The organism is Mesorhizobium sp. M2A.F.Ca.ET.046.03.2.1 (assembly GCF_003952425.1).
GTDB lineage: Bacteria > Pseudomonadota > Alphaproteobacteria > Rhizobiales > Rhizobiaceae > Mesorhizobium.
This window is the reverse complement of record NZ_CP034449.1, coordinates 4,490,129-4,509,753: the sequence shown is the minus strand read 5'-3', so window position 1 is coordinate 4,509,753 and position 19,625 is coordinate 4,490,129. Positions and strand designations below refer to the sequence as shown.

Annotated in this window: 20 protein-coding genes and 1 pseudogene; 10 read left to right on the top strand and 11 right to left on the bottom strand. The window is 65.4% G+C overall.

Annotated elements, in window-relative coordinates:
* The first annotated feature begins 33 nt into the window (after positions 1-33).
* From EJ072_RS21520 to EJ072_RS21510, 3 genes are all read left to right on the top strand, one after another.
* Positions 34-318: an integration host factor subunit beta gene (locus EJ072_RS21520; RefSeq protein WP_027165368.1), complete on the top strand. Its 285-nt coding sequence runs from the start codon at positions 34-36 to the stop codon at positions 316-318.
* A gap of 118 nt (positions 319-436) precedes the next feature.
* The gene (locus tag EJ072_RS21515; RefSeq protein ID WP_126081188.1) at positions 437-769 is read left to right on the top strand and encodes a DUF1049 domain-containing protein; all 333 of its coding nucleotides are present in this window, start codon (positions 437-439) and stop codon (positions 767-769) included.
* A gap of 18 nt (positions 770-787) precedes the next feature.
* Complete coding sequence (locus EJ072_RS21510) at positions 788-1,753, top strand: ornithine cyclodeaminase family protein (RefSeq protein ID WP_126081187.1); 966 nt, start codon at positions 788-790, stop codon at positions 1,751-1,753.
* A 39-nt stretch (positions 1,754-1,792) separates the two neighbouring features.
* Here the strand turns inward: EJ072_RS21510 and EJ072_RS21505 are convergent, their stop codons facing one another.
* Positions 1,793-2,188: a VOC family protein gene (locus tag EJ072_RS21505; RefSeq protein ID WP_126081186.1), complete on the bottom strand. Its 396-nt coding sequence runs from the start codon at positions 2,186-2,188 to the stop codon at positions 1,793-1,795.
* A 70-nt stretch (positions 2,189-2,258) separates the two neighbouring features.
* Complete coding sequence (locus tag EJ072_RS21500; RefSeq protein ID WP_126081185.1) at positions 2,259-2,969, bottom strand: YafY family protein; 711 nt, start codon at positions 2,967-2,969, stop codon at positions 2,259-2,261.
* 108 nt (positions 2,970-3,077) lie between these two features.
* On the opposite strand from EJ072_RS21500, the gene EJ072_RS21495 reads away from it, so the two are divergent.
* From EJ072_RS21495 to EJ072_RS21470, 6 genes and pseudogenes are all read left to right on the top strand, one after another.
* Complete coding sequence (locus EJ072_RS21495) at positions 3,078-4,130, top strand: class I SAM-dependent rRNA methyltransferase (RefSeq protein WP_126081184.1); 1,053 nt, start codon at positions 3,078-3,080, stop codon at positions 4,128-4,130.
* 1 nt (position 4,131) lies between these two features.
* Positions 4,132-4,988, top strand: a pseudogene (locus EJ072_RS21490) (RNA methyltransferase).
* A gap of 10 nt (positions 4,989-4,998) precedes the next feature.
* Positions 4,999-5,487: a signal peptidase II gene (lspA, locus tag EJ072_RS21485; protein ID WP_126081183.1), complete on the top strand. Its 489-nt coding sequence runs from the start codon at positions 4,999-5,001 to the stop codon at positions 5,485-5,487.
* Positions 5,488-5,541: 54 nt separating this feature from the next.
* Complete coding sequence (locus tag EJ072_RS21480; RefSeq protein ID WP_126081182.1) at positions 5,542-6,531, top strand: MDR family oxidoreductase; 990 nt, start codon at positions 5,542-5,544, stop codon at positions 6,529-6,531.
* Positions 6,532-6,644: 113 nt separating this feature from the next.
* Complete coding sequence (locus EJ072_RS21475) at positions 6,645-8,918, top strand: PAS domain-containing sensor histidine kinase (protein WP_126081181.1); 2,274 nt, start codon at positions 6,645-6,647, stop codon at positions 8,916-8,918.
* Positions 8,919-9,101: 183 nt separating this feature from the next.
* Positions 9,102-9,989 carry a GNAT family N-acetyltransferase gene (locus tag EJ072_RS21470; RefSeq protein ID WP_108702883.1) on the top strand — a complete coding sequence of 296 codons (888 nt, stop codon included), beginning with the start codon at positions 9,102-9,104 and terminating at the stop codon, positions 9,987-9,989.
* A gap of 84 nt (positions 9,990-10,073) precedes the next feature.
* On the opposite strand, the gene EJ072_RS21465 is transcribed toward EJ072_RS21470, so the two are convergent.
* Both EJ072_RS21465 and grpE read right to left on the bottom strand, forming a co-directional pair.
* On the bottom strand, positions 10,074-10,706 hold the full coding sequence (locus tag EJ072_RS21465; protein WP_126083706.1) for a trimeric intracellular cation channel family protein: 633 nt from the start codon (positions 10,704-10,706) through the stop codon (positions 10,074-10,076).
* Between the two features lie 124 nt (positions 10,707-10,830).
* On the bottom strand, positions 10,831-11,463 hold the full coding sequence (gene grpE / locus EJ072_RS21460; RefSeq protein ID WP_042641032.1) for a nucleotide exchange factor GrpE: 633 nt from the start codon (positions 11,461-11,463) through the stop codon (positions 10,831-10,833).
* A gap of 218 nt (positions 11,464-11,681) precedes the next feature.
* On the opposite strand from grpE, the gene EJ072_RS21455 reads away from it, so the two are divergent.
* A complete protein-coding gene (locus tag EJ072_RS21455) occupies positions 11,682-11,882 on the top strand; it encodes a hypothetical protein (protein ID WP_042641030.1) in 201 nt (66 codons plus the stop codon).
* A gap of 75 nt (positions 11,883-11,957) precedes the next feature.
* Here the strand turns inward: EJ072_RS21455 and EJ072_RS21450 are convergent, their stop codons facing one another.
* The 7 genes from EJ072_RS21450 to cysG form a co-directional block, all read right to left on the bottom strand.
* Positions 11,958-12,578, bottom strand: coding sequence for a DJ-1/PfpI family protein (locus EJ072_RS21450; RefSeq protein WP_126081180.1), 621 nt, complete (start codon positions 12,576-12,578; stop codon positions 11,958-11,960).
* 193 nt (positions 12,579-12,771) lie between these two features.
* Positions 12,772-14,379 (bottom strand): GMC family oxidoreductase N-terminal domain-containing protein, encoded by a 1,608-nt coding sequence (locus EJ072_RS21445; RefSeq protein ID WP_126081179.1) that lies wholly within the window; start codon positions 14,377-14,379, stop codon positions 12,772-12,774.
* Between the two features lie 164 nt (positions 14,380-14,543).
* On the bottom strand, positions 14,544-15,083 hold the full coding sequence (locus EJ072_RS21440) for a DUF934 domain-containing protein (protein ID WP_126081178.1): 540 nt from the start codon (positions 15,081-15,083) through the stop codon (positions 14,544-14,546).
* A gap of 170 nt (positions 15,084-15,253) precedes the next feature.
* The gene (locus EJ072_RS21435) at positions 15,254-16,018 is read right to left on the bottom strand and encodes a phosphoadenylyl-sulfate reductase (RefSeq protein ID WP_042641022.1); all 765 of its coding nucleotides are present in this window, start codon (positions 16,016-16,018) and stop codon (positions 15,254-15,256) included.
* Entirely contained in the window at positions 15,993-17,663 is a 1,671-nt protein-coding gene (locus tag EJ072_RS21430) for a nitrite/sulfite reductase (protein ID WP_126081177.1), read from the bottom strand. Before EJ072_RS21430 ends, EJ072_RS21435 begins: the two co-directional genes overlap by 26 nt.
* Before the next feature lie 44 nt (positions 17,664-17,707).
* Positions 17,708-18,010, bottom strand: coding sequence for a DUF2849 domain-containing protein (locus tag EJ072_RS21425; protein ID WP_126081176.1), 303 nt, complete (start codon positions 18,008-18,010; stop codon positions 17,708-17,710).
* A complete protein-coding gene (gene cysG / locus EJ072_RS21420) occupies positions 18,007-19,455 on the bottom strand; it encodes a siroheme synthase CysG (protein ID WP_126081175.1) in 1,449 nt (482 codons plus the stop codon). Before cysG ends, EJ072_RS21425 begins: the two co-directional genes overlap by 4 nt.
* Positions 19,456-19,625 lie beyond the last annotated feature (170 nt).

The window sequence follows — 19,625 nt, the reverse complement described above, 5'->3', positions numbered from 1 at the left end:
AATCGTCTGCAGTGGTTTCACGGGGAACGTTCCATGATCAAATCCGAGCTTGTGCAGATCATTGCTGCACGCAACCCGCACCTTTTCCTGCGCGACGTCGAAAACATCGTCGGTGCGATCTTTGACGAAATCACCGACGCGCTTGCCGAGGGCAACCGGGTCGAGTTGCGCGGTTTCGGCGCCTTTTCGGTGAAAAACCGTCCCGCCCGCACCGGCCGCAACCCGCGCACCGGCGAGTCGGTCGAGGTCGAGGAAAAGTGGGTGCCGTTCTTCAAGACCGGCAAGGAGTTGCGCGAAAGGCTGAACGGCGGCAAATAGGCGCCGCGCCGGCGGGTCGAGACGGCATCTTGGCGCTTAAAGCATGTCTCCCGAAAGGGAAGGCCGGTTTCGGGACAAAGACATGCGCGCTTAGGAAGCTTCTCTATACGGAGATCTGATGTTCAATCGCTTCATCCTCGTCGTGGTCTTCGTGCCGCTGGCCATCATCCTGATCGCGCTCGCCGTCGCCAATCGCGGCGCCGTCGCCTTCACGCTCGATCCGTTCCATCCCGGCAATCCCGCGCTGACGCTGAACCTGCCGCTTTTCATTTTCCTGTTCCTGGCCCTGGCCGTCGGCATGGTCGTCGGCAGCATGGCGACCTGGGTGAAGCAGGGCCGCTACCGCAAGCTCGCGCGCCAGCGCGGCCTGGAGGCTGAAAACCTGCGCCAGGCGGTGAGCCGCGCGCCGGCCGCGCCGAATGGACCGGCGTTGCCCAAGCCGACCAACTAAAGCAATCCGGAGCCTTCGATGCTGACCATTTCGGCCGCCGAGGTCGACCGCGCGCTGACCTTTCCCGGCCTGGTCGAGACATTGCGCGCCGCCTTTCGCGAGGGCGCCGTGCAGCCGGTTCGTCACCATCATGGCGTGGAGCGACCGGAGGGCGCGGCCTCGACCCTGCTTTTGATGCCGGCCTGGACCGACTTCAACGCCGCAGGCACCTCGGCGGGAGGTCATATCGGCGTCAAGATTGTCACCGTGTCGCCGGACAACAACGCAAAAGGCAAGCCGGCGGTGATGGGCCTCTATCTTTTGCTCGACGGCGTCACCGGCGAGCCGCAGGCGATGATCGACGGGCAGCGGCTGACGCAGTGGCGCACGACCTGCGCCTCCGCGCTCGCCGCTTCCTATCTGGCCCGCAAGGACGCCTCGCGGCTTCTGGTGATCGGCGCCGGCGCGCTGTCGCCATTCCTTGCCAAGGCGCATTCGGCGGTCAGGCCGATCACCTCCATCCGCATCTGGAACCGCACGCCGGCCAATGCCGAAAAGGTGGCGGCCGCCTTGCGCGCCGAAGGCTTTCCGGCCAATGCCGCCGGCGATCTCGACGCGGAGCTTGCCGAGGCCGACATCATCGCCTCCGCGACCATCTCCAACACGCCGCTGGTCAAGGGCGCGCTGCTCAAGCCGGGCGCCCATGTCGACCTCGTCGGCGGCTTCACGCCCGACATGCGCGAGGCTGATGACGATGCGATCAAGCGCGCCCGCGTCTATGTCGACACCCGCGCCGGCGCCACCAAGGAGGCCGGCGACATCGTCCAGCCTCTGGCCTCGGGCCTGCTGAAACCGGAAGCGATCATCGCCGATCTGCATGAGCTCGCGCGCGGCGAGAAACAGGGCCGGCAAACCGACAGCGAGATCACGCTGTTCAAGTCGGTTGGCGCAGCCCTTGAAGACCTCGCCGCCGGCATCGCCGTCTACAAGGCGCTCAAGGGGTAAGGGAGCAGGGCAGTAAGGGAATAAGGGGGGAAAGAACACCTACTGCCCTACTGCCCTACTGCCCTCCTGCCCATTCGGCCAATAAACGCGCAGGCGATGATTGTCCGGATCAAGCGCGACGAAGGTGCGGCCGAAATCGAGATCGGTCGGAGCCTGCAGCATTTTGAGGCCTCTGCCAGCCCAATCCGCATGGGTGGCATCGACCGCCGCGCCGTTGTCGACGGCAAGCACAAGCTCGCCGCCACCGCCTGCCCCCGCAGCCGCCGGTTCCACCGTGTGGCGCGACCAGAGGCCGAGCTTGAAACCCTTGTCGAGCACGAACATCACGAAGGTCGGCGAGGACTCGACCGGCTCGCGCCCGAGCAGCGACGCGTAGAACGCACCGCTCTTTTCCGGGCTGTCGACATAGAGGATGACGAAATTCGGCGTGGTCATATCTGATCTCCAAAGTGTCTGGACCTTCGGGACCATATGCGGACCTACTGTCAGATTCTGGCAGCAGCGATCAGGCGGAATCGCCCTTCCTGGCGTTTGAGCGGGGCGCGTCCAGCGTCGCCCGCCACTCCTTCAGCATCGCCTGGCGGCGGCGTGGGTAACGGACGCCGGTCGGAGTCAGGTCGGACATCCGGTCGGCGCGGAAATGACGGAAATCCTGGCGCGTTTCGCACCACGCCGCCATCACCCGCACCTTGTCGAAGAAAGCGAGCGCGAAGGGCCAGACCAGCCGCTCGGAGGCCGCACCCTCGGCGTCGCGATAGAGGAAGCCCAGCTTGCGTTCCTCGCGGATCGCCTGCCGCACAACGCCGAGGTCGATCGCTTCGAGATTGTCCGAGCGCGGCCCGACAAGCAGCGTCGTGGCATCGAGGTCCTCGCGCAGATCATCCGGCAGCACCGCCGCGATCTTGGCCAGCGCATCGGTCGCGGCGGCGGCCAGCTTTTTGTCCGGCTGCTTTGCCACCCAGCGCGAGCCGAGCACGATGGCCTCGATCTCCTCGTCTGAGAACATCAGCGGCGGCAGCATGAAGCCTGGCTTCAGCACATAGCCAAGCCCCGCCTCGCCTTCGATCGGCGCGCCCTGCCGCTGCAGCGACACGATATCGCGATAGAGCGTGCGAATCGACACGCCCATCTCGTCCGCAAGCGTGCGGCCGCTCACCGGCCGACGGTGGCGGCGCAGGATCTGGATAAGGTCGAGCAAGCGTTCAGAACGGGACATGGTCGGTTTGCGTGTCTCCAGAGCTGGGTGCATCATAGATGCGGGACCATTTTGTTGCGCGGCCCGAATCCCTATGTCAAAAGCGGCCTGCCGTTCCGGAGACCGTTCTTGAAATCCTTTCGCGATCGAAACCGCGACAACCGCCTGCGTCAGCCCGTAAAAGCCAGCAGTGTCCAACCGCGTCCAGACGAACGGCGCGAAGCGAGGCCGGAACACAGGCAGGACGCCAAGCCGGCGCCGCGCGTGCTTGCGCGCCGCGAGGGTTCCTTGCCCGCCGAGCGCCTGCCGCTGATCCTCGAAGTCGCGCCCAACGCCGACTACGCGCTGCTGGACAGCGGCGCGGGCGAAAAGCTCGAGCAATACGGCCCCTATCGCATCGTGCGCCCCGAGGGTCAGGCGATCTGGCAGCGCGCCCTTCCGGCAAAGGAATGGGAGCGCGCCGACGCCGTCTTCACCGGCGACACCGACGAGGAAGGCATCGGCCGCTGGCGCTTCCCGAAGGCGCCGCTCGGCGAGACCTGGCCGATGAAGCATGACGGCATCGACTACCTCGGCCGCTTCACCTCGTTTCGCCATGTCGGCGTCTTTCCGGAACAGGCTTCGCATTGGGACCATATGGCGGGGCTGATCGCGGCGGCGAAGCGGCCGGTCAAGGTACTGAACCTCTTCGGCTATACGGGGCTTGCCTCGCTGGTGGCGGCCCGCGCGGGTGCCGAGGTCACCCATGTCGACGCCTCGAAGAAGGCGATCGGCTGGGCGCGCGAGAACCAGGAGATGGCCGGGCTTGGCGACAAGCCGATCCGTTGGATCGTCGAGGACGCGGTGAAATTCGCCGAGCGCGAGGAGCGCCGCGGCAGCCGCTACGACATCGTGCTGTTCGACCCGCCCGCCTATGGCCGCGGTCCCAAGGGCGAGGTCTGGCAATTGTTCGAGGACCTGCCGGGCCTTACCGACCTCTGCCGCTCGATCCTGACGCCGAAGCCGCTGGCCGTCGTCCTCACCGCCTATTCGATCCGCGCCTCCTTCTTCGCCATCCATGCGCTGATGCGCGATACCTTCGTCGGCATGGGTGGCACAGTCGAATCCGGCGAATTGATCATTCGCGAGAAATCCGCCGGCCGCGCGCTGTCGACCTCGCTGTTCTCGCGCTGGGTGGCTTGAAATGAACGCACACGACGGCGCTCGCCCTGTCGGGCAGGTCAAGGAAGTCACCAGCCTCGCCAATCCGCTGGTCAAGGACATCAAGGCACTGGCGCTGAAGAAATTCCGCGATCAGCAGAACGCCTTCATGGCCGAGGGCCTGAAGCTGGTCATCGATGCCCTCGACCTCGGCTGGTCGATAAGGACTCTGGTCTTCGCCAAGGCCGGACGCGGCAACGCCGCCGTCGAAAAGGTCGCCGCGCGGACCGTCGCCGCCGGCGGCACGGTGCTGGAGGTCTCCGAAAAGGTGCTTGCGGCCATTACCCGGCGTGAAAATCCGCAAATGGTGGTCGGCGTCTTCGCCCAGCAAACCGTGCCGCTGAAGGATATCCGCGCCAGGGACGGCGATGTCTGGGTGGCGCTCGACCGGGTCCGCGACCCCGGCAATCTCGGCACCGTGATCCGCACCATCGACGCCGTCGGCGCCAAGGGCGTCATCCTGGTCGGCGACACCACCGATCCGTTCTCGCTGGAGACGGTGCGCGCCACCATGGGGTCGATCTTCGCCGTGCCGGTCGCGAGAGCAACCGAGCAGGCTTTCCTCGCCTGGCGGCGCGATTTTTCGGGGCTGGTCGTCGGAACGCACCTCAAGGGCGCGGTCGACTATCGGTCCGTCGATTTTTCCAGAGGGCCGGTTCTGTTGCTGATGGGCAACGAGCAGCAGGGGCTGCCCGACAGCCTCGCCGAGAGCTGCGACCGGCTGCTCCGGATCCCCAGGCCGGCCGCGCCGATTCCCTCAATCTGGCGGTCGCCACCGGCGTGATGCTGTTCGAGATAAGGCGTGGCGCCTTGAAGCTCGACACGATCGAGACGCGATGAGGACTAATAAGTGAAATCCTGGTCCCCTTATGCCCTGCTGGTCGGGATCGCCATTGCGCTCGACCAGTGGATCAAGCAGCTGGTCGAGAACGGTCTCGCCTTTCAAGAAAAGGTCGATCTCCTGCCCTTCCTGGCGCTGTTCCGCACCTACAACACCGGCATCGCCTTCTCGATGTTCCAGTCCTTCGGCGATACCGGCCTGGTGGTGATCGCGGTGCTGGTCGTCGCCTTCGTGCTCTATCTCGCCACGCGCACCCCGGCCGGCCATGTCGTCGCCCGCATCGGCTTTGCGCTCATCATCGGCGGCGCGCTCGGCAACCTCATCGATCGCGCTATTTTCGGCCACGTCATCGACTACATCCTGTTCCACACGCCCGTCTGGTCCTTCGCTGTGTTCAATCTCGCCGACGCCTTCATTTCGGTCGGTGCGGCGCTCGTGGTCTTCGACGAGCTGATCGGCTGGGCCCGCGAAGCCAAACCGCAGGACCCCGGCAATTGACCTCACGCGGTTGAAGCCGCAGAGTTCTCACCAGCCAGAACCGAGGAGAAAACCGTGTCCGACACCTTCAAAGCCATCCTCGTTTCGCGCGATGCCGAAAAGAAGCAGTCGGTCGAGGTCGTCGACCTCACCGAGGCCGACCTGATGGAGGGCGATGTCACCGTCGCAGTCGAGGCGACGACGGTCAACTACAAGGACGGGCTCGCCATCACCGGCAAGGCGCCGGTCGTGCGCCGCTGGCCGCTGGTTCCGGGCATCGATTTCGCCGGCACCGTGATCGACTCTTCCCATGCCGATTGGCGCAAGGGCGACAAGGTAATCTTGAACGGCTGGGGCGTCGGCGAGACGCATTACGGCGCCTATGCCGGCCGGGCCCGCGTCAAGGGCGACTGGCTGGTGCCGCTGCCCGAGGGCATGAGCGCGCACGATGCGATGGCCGTCGGCACGGCTGGCTACACGGCCATGCTCTCCGTCATGGCGCTGGAGCGTCACGGCATCGTGCCGGATCGCGGTCCGGTGGTGGTGACGGGCGCGGCCGGCGGCGTCGGCTCGGTCGCCATCTCGATCCTCTCCAGCCTGGGCTACCACGTCATCGCCTCGACCGGCCGCAACGCCGAGAGCCCCTATCTGATCGACCTCGGCGCGGCCGAGGTGATCTCGCGCGAGGAGCTCAGCCAGCCGGCGAAGCCGCTCGCCAAGGAACGCTGGGCAGGTGGCGTCGATTCGGTCGGCAGCCATACCTTGGCCAATGTCCTGTCGATGACCTCCTACGGTGGCGCAATCGCCGCCTGCGGCCTGGCCGGCGGCATGGACCTGCCGGGAAGCGTCGCGCCCTTCATCCTGCGCGGCGTCTCGCTGCTGGGCATCGATTCTGTGATGGCGCCGAAGCCGGTACGCCTCGAGGCATGGCGACGCATCGGCGCCGACCTTGACTTGAAGAAGCTGTCGACATTGTCGCGCACCATCGGTTTCGACGGCATTGTCGCCGCCGCACGCGACATCGTCGAAGGCAAGATCAGGGGCCGCGTCGTCGTCGACATGTAGCCGGAGGTCGCGGTTCCGCCTGCGCCCGCAGCGCGGCCGGAATCCGCCCGATCGCTAAAATTCGAACGATCCGCCCCAATCTTCCATAATTTCTGTCTGGCATGGTTCCGCGCATGGTCGCGGACTCCCACATCAGGCAGGACAGCAAAGCCGCGGGCGCTGACAGGCCCGACGCGCCGAAGCGGCAGGTGCTCGTCGCGCCGCCGCTGGCTCCCGACTTGCCTGCCGCCAGCCACGAAGGCCTGCCTTTCCTGACGATCGTCGGCATCGTCGTCCTGGCCGGGCTGGCGCATCTCACCGGGGCGCCGATCATCGTCACCATCGGGCTCGCCGCCGTGGCCTTCGCCGGCCTTGCCATGCATCTGCGCAACCGCCGCGACGAGCGGCGCACCGCGGCGCTTCTCGACGAGACCGCCGCCCGCAGCCGCGCCGAGATCGAGACCCTCGCCGATCGCATGTGTGAGATGCAGGAGAGCGAGGAGCGCTTCCGCGGCCTGATCGACGCGCTCGGCGACCTCGTCGTCCATCGCGATCGCGACGGCCATATCGTCTATGCCAACAGCGTCTTTGCCTCGCTTGTCGAGGTCGACCCTCGCAATCTCGCCGGCAAGACCCTGTCGGAGCTTGGCATCGACGTCGGCATCGTTCCCGACGCCGCCTTCTCCGACCATGAATGCCTGAGCTCCACCGATGTCGCGATCCGCACGCCGAATGGCCCGCGCTGGTTCTCCTGGATCGAATTGTCGGTGCGCGACAAGGATACCGGCGCCGTCTCGCATCGGGCGATCGCGCGCGACATCACCGCCCGCAAGCGCGCCGAATCCTCACTGATCACCGCGCGCGAGCGGGCCGAATATGCGAGCCAGGCCAAGTCGCGCTTCCTCGCCACTGTCAGCCACGAGATCCGCACGCCGATGAACGGCATCATGGGCATGGCGAAGCTGCTTGCCGACACCGATCTGTCGCCGGAACAGCGGACCTATGTCGGCGCTGTTTCGACCTCTGCCAGCGCGCTGCTCGCGCTTATCGAGGACCTGCTCGACTATTCCAAGATCGAGGCCGGCCGCTTCGAGCCCGAGCCGCAGCCGACTTCGCTGCGCGAAATCGCCGACAACATCATCGAACTTCTGGCCGCGAAGGCCTTCGCCAAGAATATCGGTCTCGGCTGCCATGTCGAACCCGACGTGCCGCAGATGATCACCGCCGACCCCGGCCGCCTGCGCCAGGTGCTGCTCAACCTCATCGGCAACGCGGTGAAGTTCACCGACACGGGCGGCGTGCTGCTCACTGTGGCGCGCGCCCGCACCGAAACCAGCGACTGCATCTGCTTCACCGTCGCCGACACCGGCCCCGGACTGCGTGAAGAGGACATGGAGCGCATCTTCGAGGAGTTCGAGCAATCCGACGGCACCTCGACCAGGGTGCATGGCGGCGCCGGCCTTGGCCTTGCCATCTCGAAGCGGCTGGTGACGGCGATGGGCGGCACGATTTCCGTTTCGAGCCGGCTCGGCGAAGGCTCGGAATTTATCCTCGAGATCCCGGCGGTTGCCGCGACCGAGCCGCCGCCGCACCGCAACAACATCCTCGCCGACCGGCGGGCGGTAATCGTTTCGAAGAACGCCATCGAGGCCGATGCCATCGCCCGCGCCATCAGGGCCTATGGCGGCATCGTCGAGGTTGCGGCGACGCCAGGCCAGGCCGCTCCATTCGCTGCCGGCTGCAACGTGCTGCTGGTCGACGCCGCGCTCGAAAACAGTGACGGCAGGTTGCTCAAGCGGTTGCGCGACTCAGGCTTCGCCGATTGTGAAGCCATCACCCTGATCGCGCCGACGGACCGGGGCATGCTCGGCGAATTCCGCGCCAGCGGCTACGCCACCTTTCTCGCGAGACCCGTGCGCGGCGAGACCCTTTTGCGGGTGCTGTTGACCAGCCATGGCTCCGCGCTCACCCAGCCGCGGCCGGAGCCGCGCGGCGCCGCCTCGGTGCGCAAGCGCGACCAGGGCCTGTCGGTGCTGATCGCCGAGGACAATGACATCAACGCCATGCTCGCCCGCGCCACGCTGCTCAAGGCAGGGCATCGCGTCAAGGTTGTCGGCAACGGCAAGGCCGCGGTCGATGCCGTTACCGACGCCGGCCTCAAGTTCCGCTTCGATGTGGTGCTGATGGACCTGCATATGCCTGTCATGGATGGCCTGGATGCGATCGCCGCCATCCGCCGCCATGAAGAGTCCCTGGCCATGCCGCCGATCCCGATCATGGTGCTTTCGGCCGACAGCCAGGAAAAGACCCGGCATGCCGTGCTCGCCCATGGCGCCAGCGGCTTCGTGACCAAGCCGCTCGACCCGGACGCGCTCGTCCAGGCGGTTGAGGGCCAGGTCGCCGCCTGACGAAATTTTGAGCCCTTGAAAGCCATGAATTGCCTGGCTTTCGCGACCGTAAGATAGCCGGTTGAGGGTATTGTCCAGCCGACAAAGTATTGCCCGCCACGCCGTATCACGGTACTGTCACAATCCTGTTGCACCTACACCGTATCCCCGTGCCAAGAGGGATGGCTCGAAGGAGAATCACTCGTGCATACAGTCATGCCTGAATGTGACACTCGGCCGAATGCCGGCGGCGCCCTGCTCGCTGCCCGTACCGCCGACGCCGTCGCAAGCGGCGCTCCGCTGGGCCGGATCGGCAACCTCGAGGTGCGGCTCGCCCGCAACGAGGCTGAGATCGCCGCCGCCCAGGAAGTCCGCTATCGGGTATTTTATGACGAGCTTGGCGCGAGGAAGGACCTGTTCCAGGCGCAGGACCGGCGCGATGCCGACCGTTTCGACCCGCTCTGCGATCACCTTCTCGTGTTGGACACGTCCCTTCCCGGCCCCGAGCACCGCCGCATCGTCGGCACCTATCGCCTGCTGCGGCAGGAGATCGCCGCGACCGCCGGCGGCTTCTATTCCGAGGGCGAGTTCGAGCTCACCAAGCTGATCGCGCGCCACCCCGGCCAGCGCTTCCTCGAGCTCGGCCGCTCCTGCGTTCTGCCCGAATACCGTTCCAAGCGCACCATCGAGGCGCTGTGGCAGGGCATCTGGGCCTATATCAACCATTACGGCATCGGCGTGATGACCGGCTGCGCCTCTTTCCACGGCATCGTGCCGGCGGCGCATGCCGAGGCGCTGACCTATCTTGCCCATCATTGCCGCACCAACTCCGCCTGGGATGTCCGCGCGGTACCGGGGCGCTACTGCTCGATGGACCTGATGCCGATCGAGGCGGTGAACACCAAGGCGGCGATCGCCGCCATGCCGCCGCTGGTCAAGGGTTACCTGCGCGTCGGTGCCCGCATAGGCGACGGTTGCGTCATCGACCACGAATTCTCGACCGTCGACGTCTTCGTCGTCATGCCGGTCAAGGAGATCGGCGCCCGCTATGTCAACTATTATGGCGGCGAAGGGCAGCGCTTCGCGGCATAGCGAATAGCGAATAGCGAATAGCGAATAGCGAATAGAACGCCATCTCGGGTAATCTCTACTCGCTACTCCCTATTCGCTACTCGCTCACGGAATGTCTTCCGGCCTTCGCCCCGGCCGACTCCGATAGGCCGCAAACGACCAGCCGAATTTAAGCGCCCCGCCGCGCACGACGAACGCGCCCGCGAAGCCGAGCAGGCTGGACGCCAGCGTCGGCAGGCCGGCAAGATCGCCAAGGGTGAAGATGGCGGCGCCCGCCAGGGCGGCCGTGACATAGATTTCGGGCCTGAGCAGCACCGAAGGCTCGCCGGCAAGCAGGTCGCGCAAGATGCCGCCGGAGGTCGCCGTCAGCACGCCCGTGATGACGGACACGACAGGCGAACCGGTGATGGCCAGCCCCTTTGCCGCGCCCATCACCGAGAACGCGGCAAGGCCGACGGCATCGAGCCAGAGCAGCAGCTTGTAGCGGGATTCGAAGCGGTGGGCGCTGAAGAAGACCAGCACCGCGACGACCGCGCAGATCAGCACATAGCCGCTGTTGGCGACCCAGAATACGGGCAGGTTGAGGATGACGTCGCGTAGCGTCCCGCCGCCGATGCCGGTGATGCTGGCCAGGAACAGGAAGCCGATAATATCAAGCTGCTTGCGCGATGCGGCAAGCGCGCCCGTCGCCGCGAAGACGGCGACGCCGGCATAGTCGAGCAAGGCGATGGGGTTCAAGGACATAGGGGAGTAGGGCAGTAAGGGAGTAGGGCAATAGGGAAAGTTGAATAGCATAGAACCGCGTCAAAGTACGGTTCCGCTTCCCCTACTCCCTTAGTGCCCTACTCCCTTACTCCCCTATTCACGCATCCTTCTCGGCCTGCTCGTTCACCGGGCCGGGCTCGACCTTCGCCTCGGCGGTTGCCTTCGGGCCACCCTTGGCAACACCGACCATCGCCGGCCGCAACACGCGCTCGCCGATCGAATAGCCGGGCTGCACCACCTGCACGACGGTGCCGGCCGGGACCTCCGGATTGGGCACTTCGAACATCGCTTGGTGGAAGTTCGGATCGAACTTCTCGCCTTCGGGCGCGAGTTTCTTCACGCCGTGGCGCTCCAGCGCCGAAAGCATGGCGCGTTCGGTGAGGTCGACACCCTCGATAAGCGCCTTGAAGCCGGCATCGCCGGAAGCCTTGGCCTCGGCCGGAATGGCATCGAGCGCGCGGCGCAGATTGTCCGATACAGACAGCATGTCGCGCGCGAAATTGGCCACCGCGTAAGTGCGCGCGTCATGCACGTCGCGCGCGGTGCGCCGCCGCAAATTCTCCATTTCGGCCGCGACGCGCAACGCGCGGTCCTTCAGTTCCTCGTTTTCCTTCAGCAGCCGCACGAGCGCTTCATAGTCGCCGTCGACGCCACCTTCCGCGCGCTCGCCGGAAGCCTGGGTGGCTTCCATATCTTCGGGCGTGCGTTCGTCTTTTGCCTGGTCGCTCATCGCCGTTTCCCGTCATTCGGATTGGTCTGGATTTGCGCCCGATATCGAGGTTTGGAGGCCAAAAATCAAGGGGTAAGCGCTCGCCGCCGATGCCGAACCATCGTTCCAAATTAATTCAAATTTTACCGTATCACGCGGCTTTGCTTGCCCTCGAATGCCGTTGCGGGAACCATAAACGGGCTGGAGGAGTTTCGAAGCCGACACAGGATTTTGGGACGATGAACGGCAACAACGGCAACCGGCGCGCCGAATTGGCCAACGATATCAGGCGGCAGGCAGGCAGCGAAGCGACAAAGCGCTTTTTGCGCACCTTGCCGGCATTTCGCCTGGAAAAAGAGGTGCCCCGGCGGCTGAGCGACCTGCTTGACCGCCTGGACGCTGCGGATGCCAGGAAAGCCGGCGGCGAGCGGCGTCGATAGCCGCGCGCCGCGGTTCGAGCAATTCCAGGAAAAGTGCGTAGCGGTTTTCCGTCCGGAATTGCGCAAAGGACAAGTTCAGGCCGCCTTTCGGTCATCGCGCATCAGCGCTTCGCCGTGGCGGATCTCGGTGCCGAGCACCTTCAGGCATTCCCGCATGAAAGCGGCAAGGCCCGGCCAGCCTTTCGCCGACACCAGATTGCCGTCGACATGCGCGCCGGTCGGGGCGACGTCGACATAGATACCGCCGGCAAGCGTCACTTCCGGCTCGCAATACTGCAGCGCCGCCACTTTCTTGCCGCGCACCACGCCGTCGACCGCGATCAGGATCTGCACGCCGTGGCAAATGGTGAAGATCGGCTTGCCGGTCTCGTGGAAATGCCTGACCAGCGCCTGCACGCGCTTGTCGATGCGGATATATTCCGGTCCGCGCCCGCCCGCGGCGTAAACCGCGTCATAGTCGGCCGGATTCACCTCGGCGAAGGTCTTGTTGAGGATGTAATCGTGGCCGAGCTTTTCGGTATAGGTCTGGTGGCCTTCGAAGTCGTGCAACGAGGTCTTGAGCACGTCGCCCGCCTTCTTGTCCGGGCACACGACATGGACGGTGTGCCCCACCGCGTGCATGGCCTGTTCAAAGACGAAAATCTCGTATTCCTCGCTGAACTCGCCAACGAGCATCAATATCTTCTTGCCGGCCATGCCGTTCCTCCCTTAGCTGGCTACTTATTTCGGGGTGCAAAATAGTAAACCCATCCTAAGGTGAGGACGGCAAAAGGGGAAGCGCAAATCGTCAATTTGGTCTGACCAGATGGACTCGATCCTATCGGCGGGCAGGCAAAGACGATGTCCTAGCGACAGAACCGAAAATGGCTGGTCCGACCAAGGCCGACGATCAGACCGCGGCCCGGATCATATCCGCGGCCTTCTCGGCAATCATGATCGTCGGCGCATTGGTGTTGCCGCCGATCAGGGTCGGCATCACCGAGGCATCGACGACGCGCAACCCTTCCAGCCCGCGCACCTTGAGCTGCGCGTCGACCACGGCCATGTCGTCGACGCCCATCTTGCAGGTGCCGGCCGGGTGGTAGATCGTGTCGGCGCGCGCCGTGATATGCGCCATCAGCTCGGCATCGCTCGAAGCGCCGGCGGTGTAGATTTCCCTGGCGCGATATTTGGCCAGCGCCGGCGCCTCCAATATGGCGCGCATCTTCCGCACGCCTTTGAGCAGAAGGTCGGCGTCGCGCTCGTCCTCGAGGAAACGCGGATCGATGCGCGGCGGCGCCAGCGGATCGGCGCTGTTCAAACCCACCTCGCCGCGCGAATAGGGCCGCAGCACGCAGACATGGCAGGAAAACCCGTAGCCCATATGCAGCTTGCGGCCATGGTCGTCGACGATGGCGATGCAGAAATGCAATTGCAGGTCGGGCCGCTCGATCGCCGGGTCGGATTTCAGGAAAGCGCCGCCTTCGGCATAGGGCGTGGCGATCATGCCGGTTCCGTCCTTGCGCCAGCGCAGCATGTGCCGGATCAGGCCGGGCATGCCGCTGAGGCCGATGCCCATCAAATCCGTCTGTCTGGACTTCCAGGCGAGGATGAAATCGAGATGGTCCTGCAGGTTCTTGCCGACGCCCGGCAATTCGTGGACAAGCGGGATGCCGTGCGCCGCGAGTTCCACCGCCGGTCCGATGCCGGAGAGCAGGAGCAGCTGTGGCGATCCGAACGCCCCGCCGCACAGGATGACTTCGCGCCTGGCTTCCGCCACGGCCTCGCTCTTGCCGATGCGATAGCGCACGCCAGTGGCGCGCCTGCCGTTGAGCACGACCCCCGTCGCATGCGCGCCGGTGACCACGGTGAGGTTCGGCCGGTTCATCGCCGGATGCAGATAGGCGGCGGCCGCCGAGCAGCGCTCGCCATTGCGGCGCTCGCCCCAGAACTGCGTCACCTGGTAGAGGCCGGCCCCTTCCTGCTCCGGCCCGTTGAAATCGTCGTTCAGCCTGATCTGGTTTTCGCCGCAGGCCTCGACGAAGGCCCTGGAGATCGCGCGCGGCTCCTGCTGCTCGCAGACCCTGAGCGGCCCGTCGCCGCCATGCAGCGCGTCAGCCCCGCGCTGGTTGCCTTCGGCGCGCCGGAAATAGGGCAGCACCTCGTCCCACGACCAGCCGTCGCAGCCGAGCTCGGCCCATTCGTCATAGTCGCGGCGATTGCCCCGCGTGTAGAGCATGGCGTTGATGGCGCTCGATCCACCCAAGCCCTTCCCGCGCGGCTGATAGCCCCTGCGGCCGTTGAGACCTTCCTGCGGTACTGTCTGGAAGCCCCAATTGTTGATCTTCGGCCGTCCAGGCAGCAGCGCGATGATGCCGGCCGGCGCGCGGATCAAGAGATCCTTGCCCGCGCCTCCCGCCTCGAGCAGGCAGACCGTCTTCGATGGGTCCTCGGAAAGTCTCGCGGCAAGCGTCGAGCCGGCGGAGCCGCCGCCGGCAATCACATAGTCGTAGCGCATGGTTCCCTCCCGGCGGATCTTTCCGTCCGTTGTCTGGAGAGAATGCCTGCTTGCGCTGCTTGTAAAGATGCCGCTGCGTCAGCCAGAGCATGATCCCGAACCGAGGGTTCGGAAAAGATCATGCTCCGACAAAGGACTGGATCAGGATGACGGTCAACCAGACGTCATTCTGATCCAGCGCGCTTGCGCCGCCAGGAATATTTCGGACCCTTGGGCTCAGGCTCCACGGCCGGCTGATAATAGACCGGCAGCCCGCCGGTCCGCCCTTCCTCCAGCCGCTTCAACAGCACCGGGTTGGAAACCTCGAACTCGTCGAAGCCGAGCCGCAGCATATGCGGCAGCTGGTCGACCAGCACCTGGCCGGTGGCGCGCACCGTGCCCTTGAAATGATGCCGGGCGCGCAGCAACTCGCCCTTGGAAAACGAGCGGCCGTCATTGAAGGCCGGGAAGGCGAGCGCGACCAGCGACAGCTGGTCAAGCAGGCCGGTTATCTTGTCGAGCTCGTCGCCGGGCTGCAGCAGCACGCCGAGACGCTCCTTGGCTGACTTGCGGACCTCTTCATCCAGCCCGAGAAAAGCCTGCAGCGGCAGGATGAAACGGCCATTGCCGGCAAGCGCCTCGGCGCTTTCGGCGTGCGTCCACTCGTCCTCGCGAAAGCCGTCCGGGGTCCAGAGGCGGGTCCCCGCTGAAGTCGATCCAGTCATCAAAAATCCTAAAGTCCTAACGATTGCAAGGATATGCCGAGATTCAGGTCAGGCCGAGCCGAAAATGGTGGCTTCCGAGAACCGGAGCAGGAGCGTACTTGAAGTACGTGAGCACCGGAAGCGCAGGAAGTCGCCATTTGCAGGCCGGCCTCACCTGAATATCGCGTGTCCTAAAGAGAGGCGTCGGTCAGCGACTTCTCCAGTCCGGAGAGGTGGATACCGCACTCGGTCTTGGCGTGCCCGGCCCAGCGGCCGCTGCGCGCGTCCTCGCCGGGCTGCACCGGCTGCGTGCACGGGAAGCAGCCGATCGAGAGATAACCATAGGCGACCAGCGGATTTTCGCGCAACGCATGCGCGCGCATATAGTCGGCCTGATCCGACGTCGTCCAATGCGCCAGCGGGTTGATGCGGATGCGCGAGCCGACCGCCTCGAAGACGGGCAGCGCCGCGCGCGTCGAAGCCTGGAAGCGCTTGCGCCCGGTGAACCACGCGCGGAACGGCTCGACGCCGCGCGCCAGCGGCTCCACCTTGCGGACATTGCAGCAGGCGTCCGTGTCGGTCTCGTTGAGCTGGCCGGTCGGGTCGACGCGTTCGAGCGCCGCCTCGTCCGGCTTGATCACCCGGACATCCGTCAGGCCGAAATCGGCGACCAGCGCGTCGCGATAGCCGAGCGTCTCCTCGAAATGCTTGCCGGTGTCGAGGAAGATCACCGGCAGCGTGCGGTCGATCTCCGAGATCATGTGCAGCAGCACCGCCGAATCCGCGCCGAAGGACGAGACCGCCGCGACCTCGCCGCGGAAGGATTCGCGCGCCGCGCGCTCGATGATCTCGATCGGCTTCAGATGGCCGAGCAGCGCGTCGAGCCCCGCCGCTTCGGCGGCGATGCCGGCCTCGACGTCGACAATACGGTCAAGCGGCCTTGGTTTCGCCAGCATAGAGCGCCTCCTTGAATGGCGCGGGACCGACTCGGCGGTAGGCGTCGATAAAACGTTCGTCGGGACTGAGCCGAAGGCCGAGATAAGTGTCGACGATCTGCTCGATGGCATCGGTGATCTCTTCCGATGAGAAGCCGCGGCCGATGATCTCGCCCACGGAGGTGTTCTCGTCGGCCGAGCCGCCGAGCGTCACCTGGTAGAGCTCGGAGCCCTTCTTCTCGACGCCGAGGATGCCGATATGGCCGACATGGTGGTGGCCGCAGGCATTGATGCAGCCGGAGATCTTCAGCTTCAACTCGCCGATCTCGCGCTGCCGCTCCAGCGAGGCGAAGCGCTGCGAGATTTCCTGCGCGATCGGGATCGAGCGCGCCGTGGCCAGCGCGCAATAATCGAGGCCGGGGCAGGAGATGATGTCGCTGATCAGGTTGGAATTGGCCGTCGCGAGACCGATCTCCACCAGCGCGTCATAGACCGCCTTCAGGTCGGCGCGCGCCACATGCGGCAGGATGAGGTTCTGTTCGTGGCTGACCCGCAATTCGTCGAAGGCGTATTTCTCGGCGATGTCGGCCACCGCTTCCATCTGGCTGTCGCTGGCGTCGCCGGGCACCTCGCCGATGCCCTTGAGCGAGATCGTGACCGCCGCATAGTCGGGATGGCGATGCGTCACGACATTCTGGTCGAGCCATTCCGAAAAGCTCTTGGAATCGAGCCGCGCCTGCTTCACCACATCGTCGCCCTCAGGCCGGGCGGTCAGCGCCGGCGCCGCGAAATAGGCGTTGATGGCCTGAATGTCCGCCTCCGGCAACTTCAGCTCGGCGTCCTTCAGCTCCTGCCATTCGGCTTCGATCTGGCGGGTGATCTCCTCCACGCCGGTCTCGTGCACCAGGATCTTGATGCGCGCCTTGTACTTGTTGTCGCGGCGGCCGTAGAGATTGTAAACGCGCAGGATCGCCGTGCAGTAGGACAGAAGATCAGCTTCCGGCAGGAAATCGCGGATCTTCTTGGCCACCATCGGCGTGCGGCCCTGGCCGCCGCCGACATAGACCGCGAAGCCCAGCTCGCCGGCCGCGTTCTTCTTCAGATGCAGGCCGATGTCATGGGTCTGGATGGCGGCGCGATCGCGCTCGGCGCCCGTCACCGCGATCTTGAATTTTCTGGGCAGAAACGAAAATTCCGGATGCACCGACGACCATTGGCGCAGGATTTCCGCATAGGGGCGCGGATCGGCCACCTCGTCGGCGGCGGCGCCCGCGAAATGATCGGCGGTGACGTTGCGGATGCAGTTGCCGCTGGTCTGGATCGCATGCATCTCGACGCTGGCGAGATCAGCCAGGATCGCCGGAATGTCCGACAGCGCCGGCCAGTTGAACTGGATGTTCTGGCGCGTGGTGAAGTGACCGTAGCCCTTGTCGTATTTGCGCGCGATATGGCCGAGCATGCGCAACTGCCTGCTGTTCAGCGTGCCATAGGGCACGGCGATGCGCAGCATATAGGCGTGCAGCTGCAGATAGACGCCGTTCATCAGCCTGAGCGGCCGGAACTGGTCCTCGGTGATCTCGCCGGCAAGCCGGCGCTGCACCTGGTCGCTGAACTCGGCGACGCGGGCGTGAACAAAATCCTGGTCGAACTCGTCGTAACGGTACATGCTTCGTCTTTCCGGGCGCGTCCGCCCGCTGCTTTTCTAAAATTCTACGCCCCGATGGCTTCCGGGGCGGCCTGCTTGCCGAGATCGGTGCGGATGGTCGGCCCGGCGGCGCGGATCTTTTCGCGCAGCCGCACCGGCTCGGCCAAACCGTCGACCACATCGACGTCGATCAGATTGACGTCGACAACCTCATTGTTGGCGTAGGCAGAGGCGCCGATCGCTTCCAGCCGATCCTCCGCCGCCTTGTCATGTGCGATATCCGCATGACCGACCGTCTCCGCCCAGCCGCCATCGGCGTACCAGACGGCGATGCCGTCGGAGAGCCTGTTCGCGGTCAGAACCTTCATGGCTGAACTCCTTCGGCGACGGCTGAAGCCGCGCCCTCATGCTTATGTGCCGCGAGCGGCTCGGATCGTTCGAAATTGGCGCCAGCGACCGCATCGCCGATGATCGTCATGACCGGACCGGTGAGGTCGGCGCGCTCTTCCAGCGACGGCAGGTCGGCCAGCGTGCCATGGAAACGGCGCCGGCTGCCGAGACTGGCATTCTCGACGACGGCGACAGCCGTGTCCGGCGACAGCCCCGCCTCGATCAGCCGTCCAGCGACTTCGGCCGCGACCGAGCGACCCATATAGACGGCGACGGTCGCGCCCGAGATGGCGAGCTTGGCCCAATCGGGCAGCGAGTTGCCCTTGAGGTCGTGTCCGGTGGTGAACACCATCGAGGACGAGACACCGCGCAACGTCAGCGGCAACTCGAAATCGGCAGCGGCGGCGAAGGCGGCGGTGACGCCCGGAACCACCTCATAGGCGATGCCGGCCTCGCGCAGCGCCGCCATCTCCTCGCCGGCCCGGCCGAACACCAGCGGATCGCCTGACTTCAGCCGCACCACGCGCTTGCCGGCTTGGCCGAGTTCGATCAGCAGCGCGTTGATTTCTTCCTGGCTTTTGGAATGGCAGCCCTTGCGCTTGCCGACCGGTAGGCGCTCCGCATCGCGGCGGCCCATGGCGACGATCGCCTCCGGCACCAGCGCATCATAGACGATGGCATCGGCTTCCATCAGCAGGCGGTGCGCGCGCAGCGTCAACAGGTCCTCCGCGCCCGGACCGGCGCCGACCAGCGCGATATGGCCCCCGGCCGGCGCATCCACGCTCAGGAGTTCGAGCGCCGCGCCATGCGCCTGGGCGTGGTCACCGGCTTCGATGGCCTTGGCCGGCGCGCCAGCGAAGAAATCGCTCCAGAAGCGGCGGCGGCGGTTGCCCTTCGGCAGTTTCTCCGCGGCGGCGCGGAACGACGCGGCAAGCGCCGCCAGCCGGCCGAGCGAAGGCGGCAGCATGCGGTCGATGCGGACACGCAGCATCTGCGCCAGAACCGGTCCGGCGCCCTCGGTGCCGATGGCAATCGCAACCGGCGCGCGGTTGACCAGCGCCGGGGTGAAGAAATCGCACACGTCCGGCTGGTCTACCGCATTGACCGGAATGCCCAACCGGCGCGCGTCCTCGGCGACGCGGCGGTCGAGCGCCTTGTCGCCACTGGCTGCGAACACCAGGGCGACATCCTGGAGATGCGCGGCCTCATAGGCGGCACCGATGTGAACGGCACCGGACGCGGCGACGAAGGCGAGCAGGTCGGGATCGGCGTCGTCGGCAATGATGCGCAGCGCCGCGCTCGACTGGGCGAGCAGCCGGGCCTTGGCAAGCGCCTCTTCGCGATTGCCGACGATGGCCACGGCTTCGCCGTCGATCCGCATGAAGACCGGGAAGGCATTGAGCTTGGCGTTGGCTGGCGACATGGCGACGAGCAATAGTGAAACAGTTTGGCAGTTTTACGCGGACTGGCCAAAAACCAGAAGGCAATCACTCGCGCGTCGCCGAACGGCAGGCAATCGCTTTTTCGCAGCCGCGAAGAGCAAGAGAAAAAAATTCTACTTTGAGAATGAGAGAGCCGGAACGGCGTGAGAAA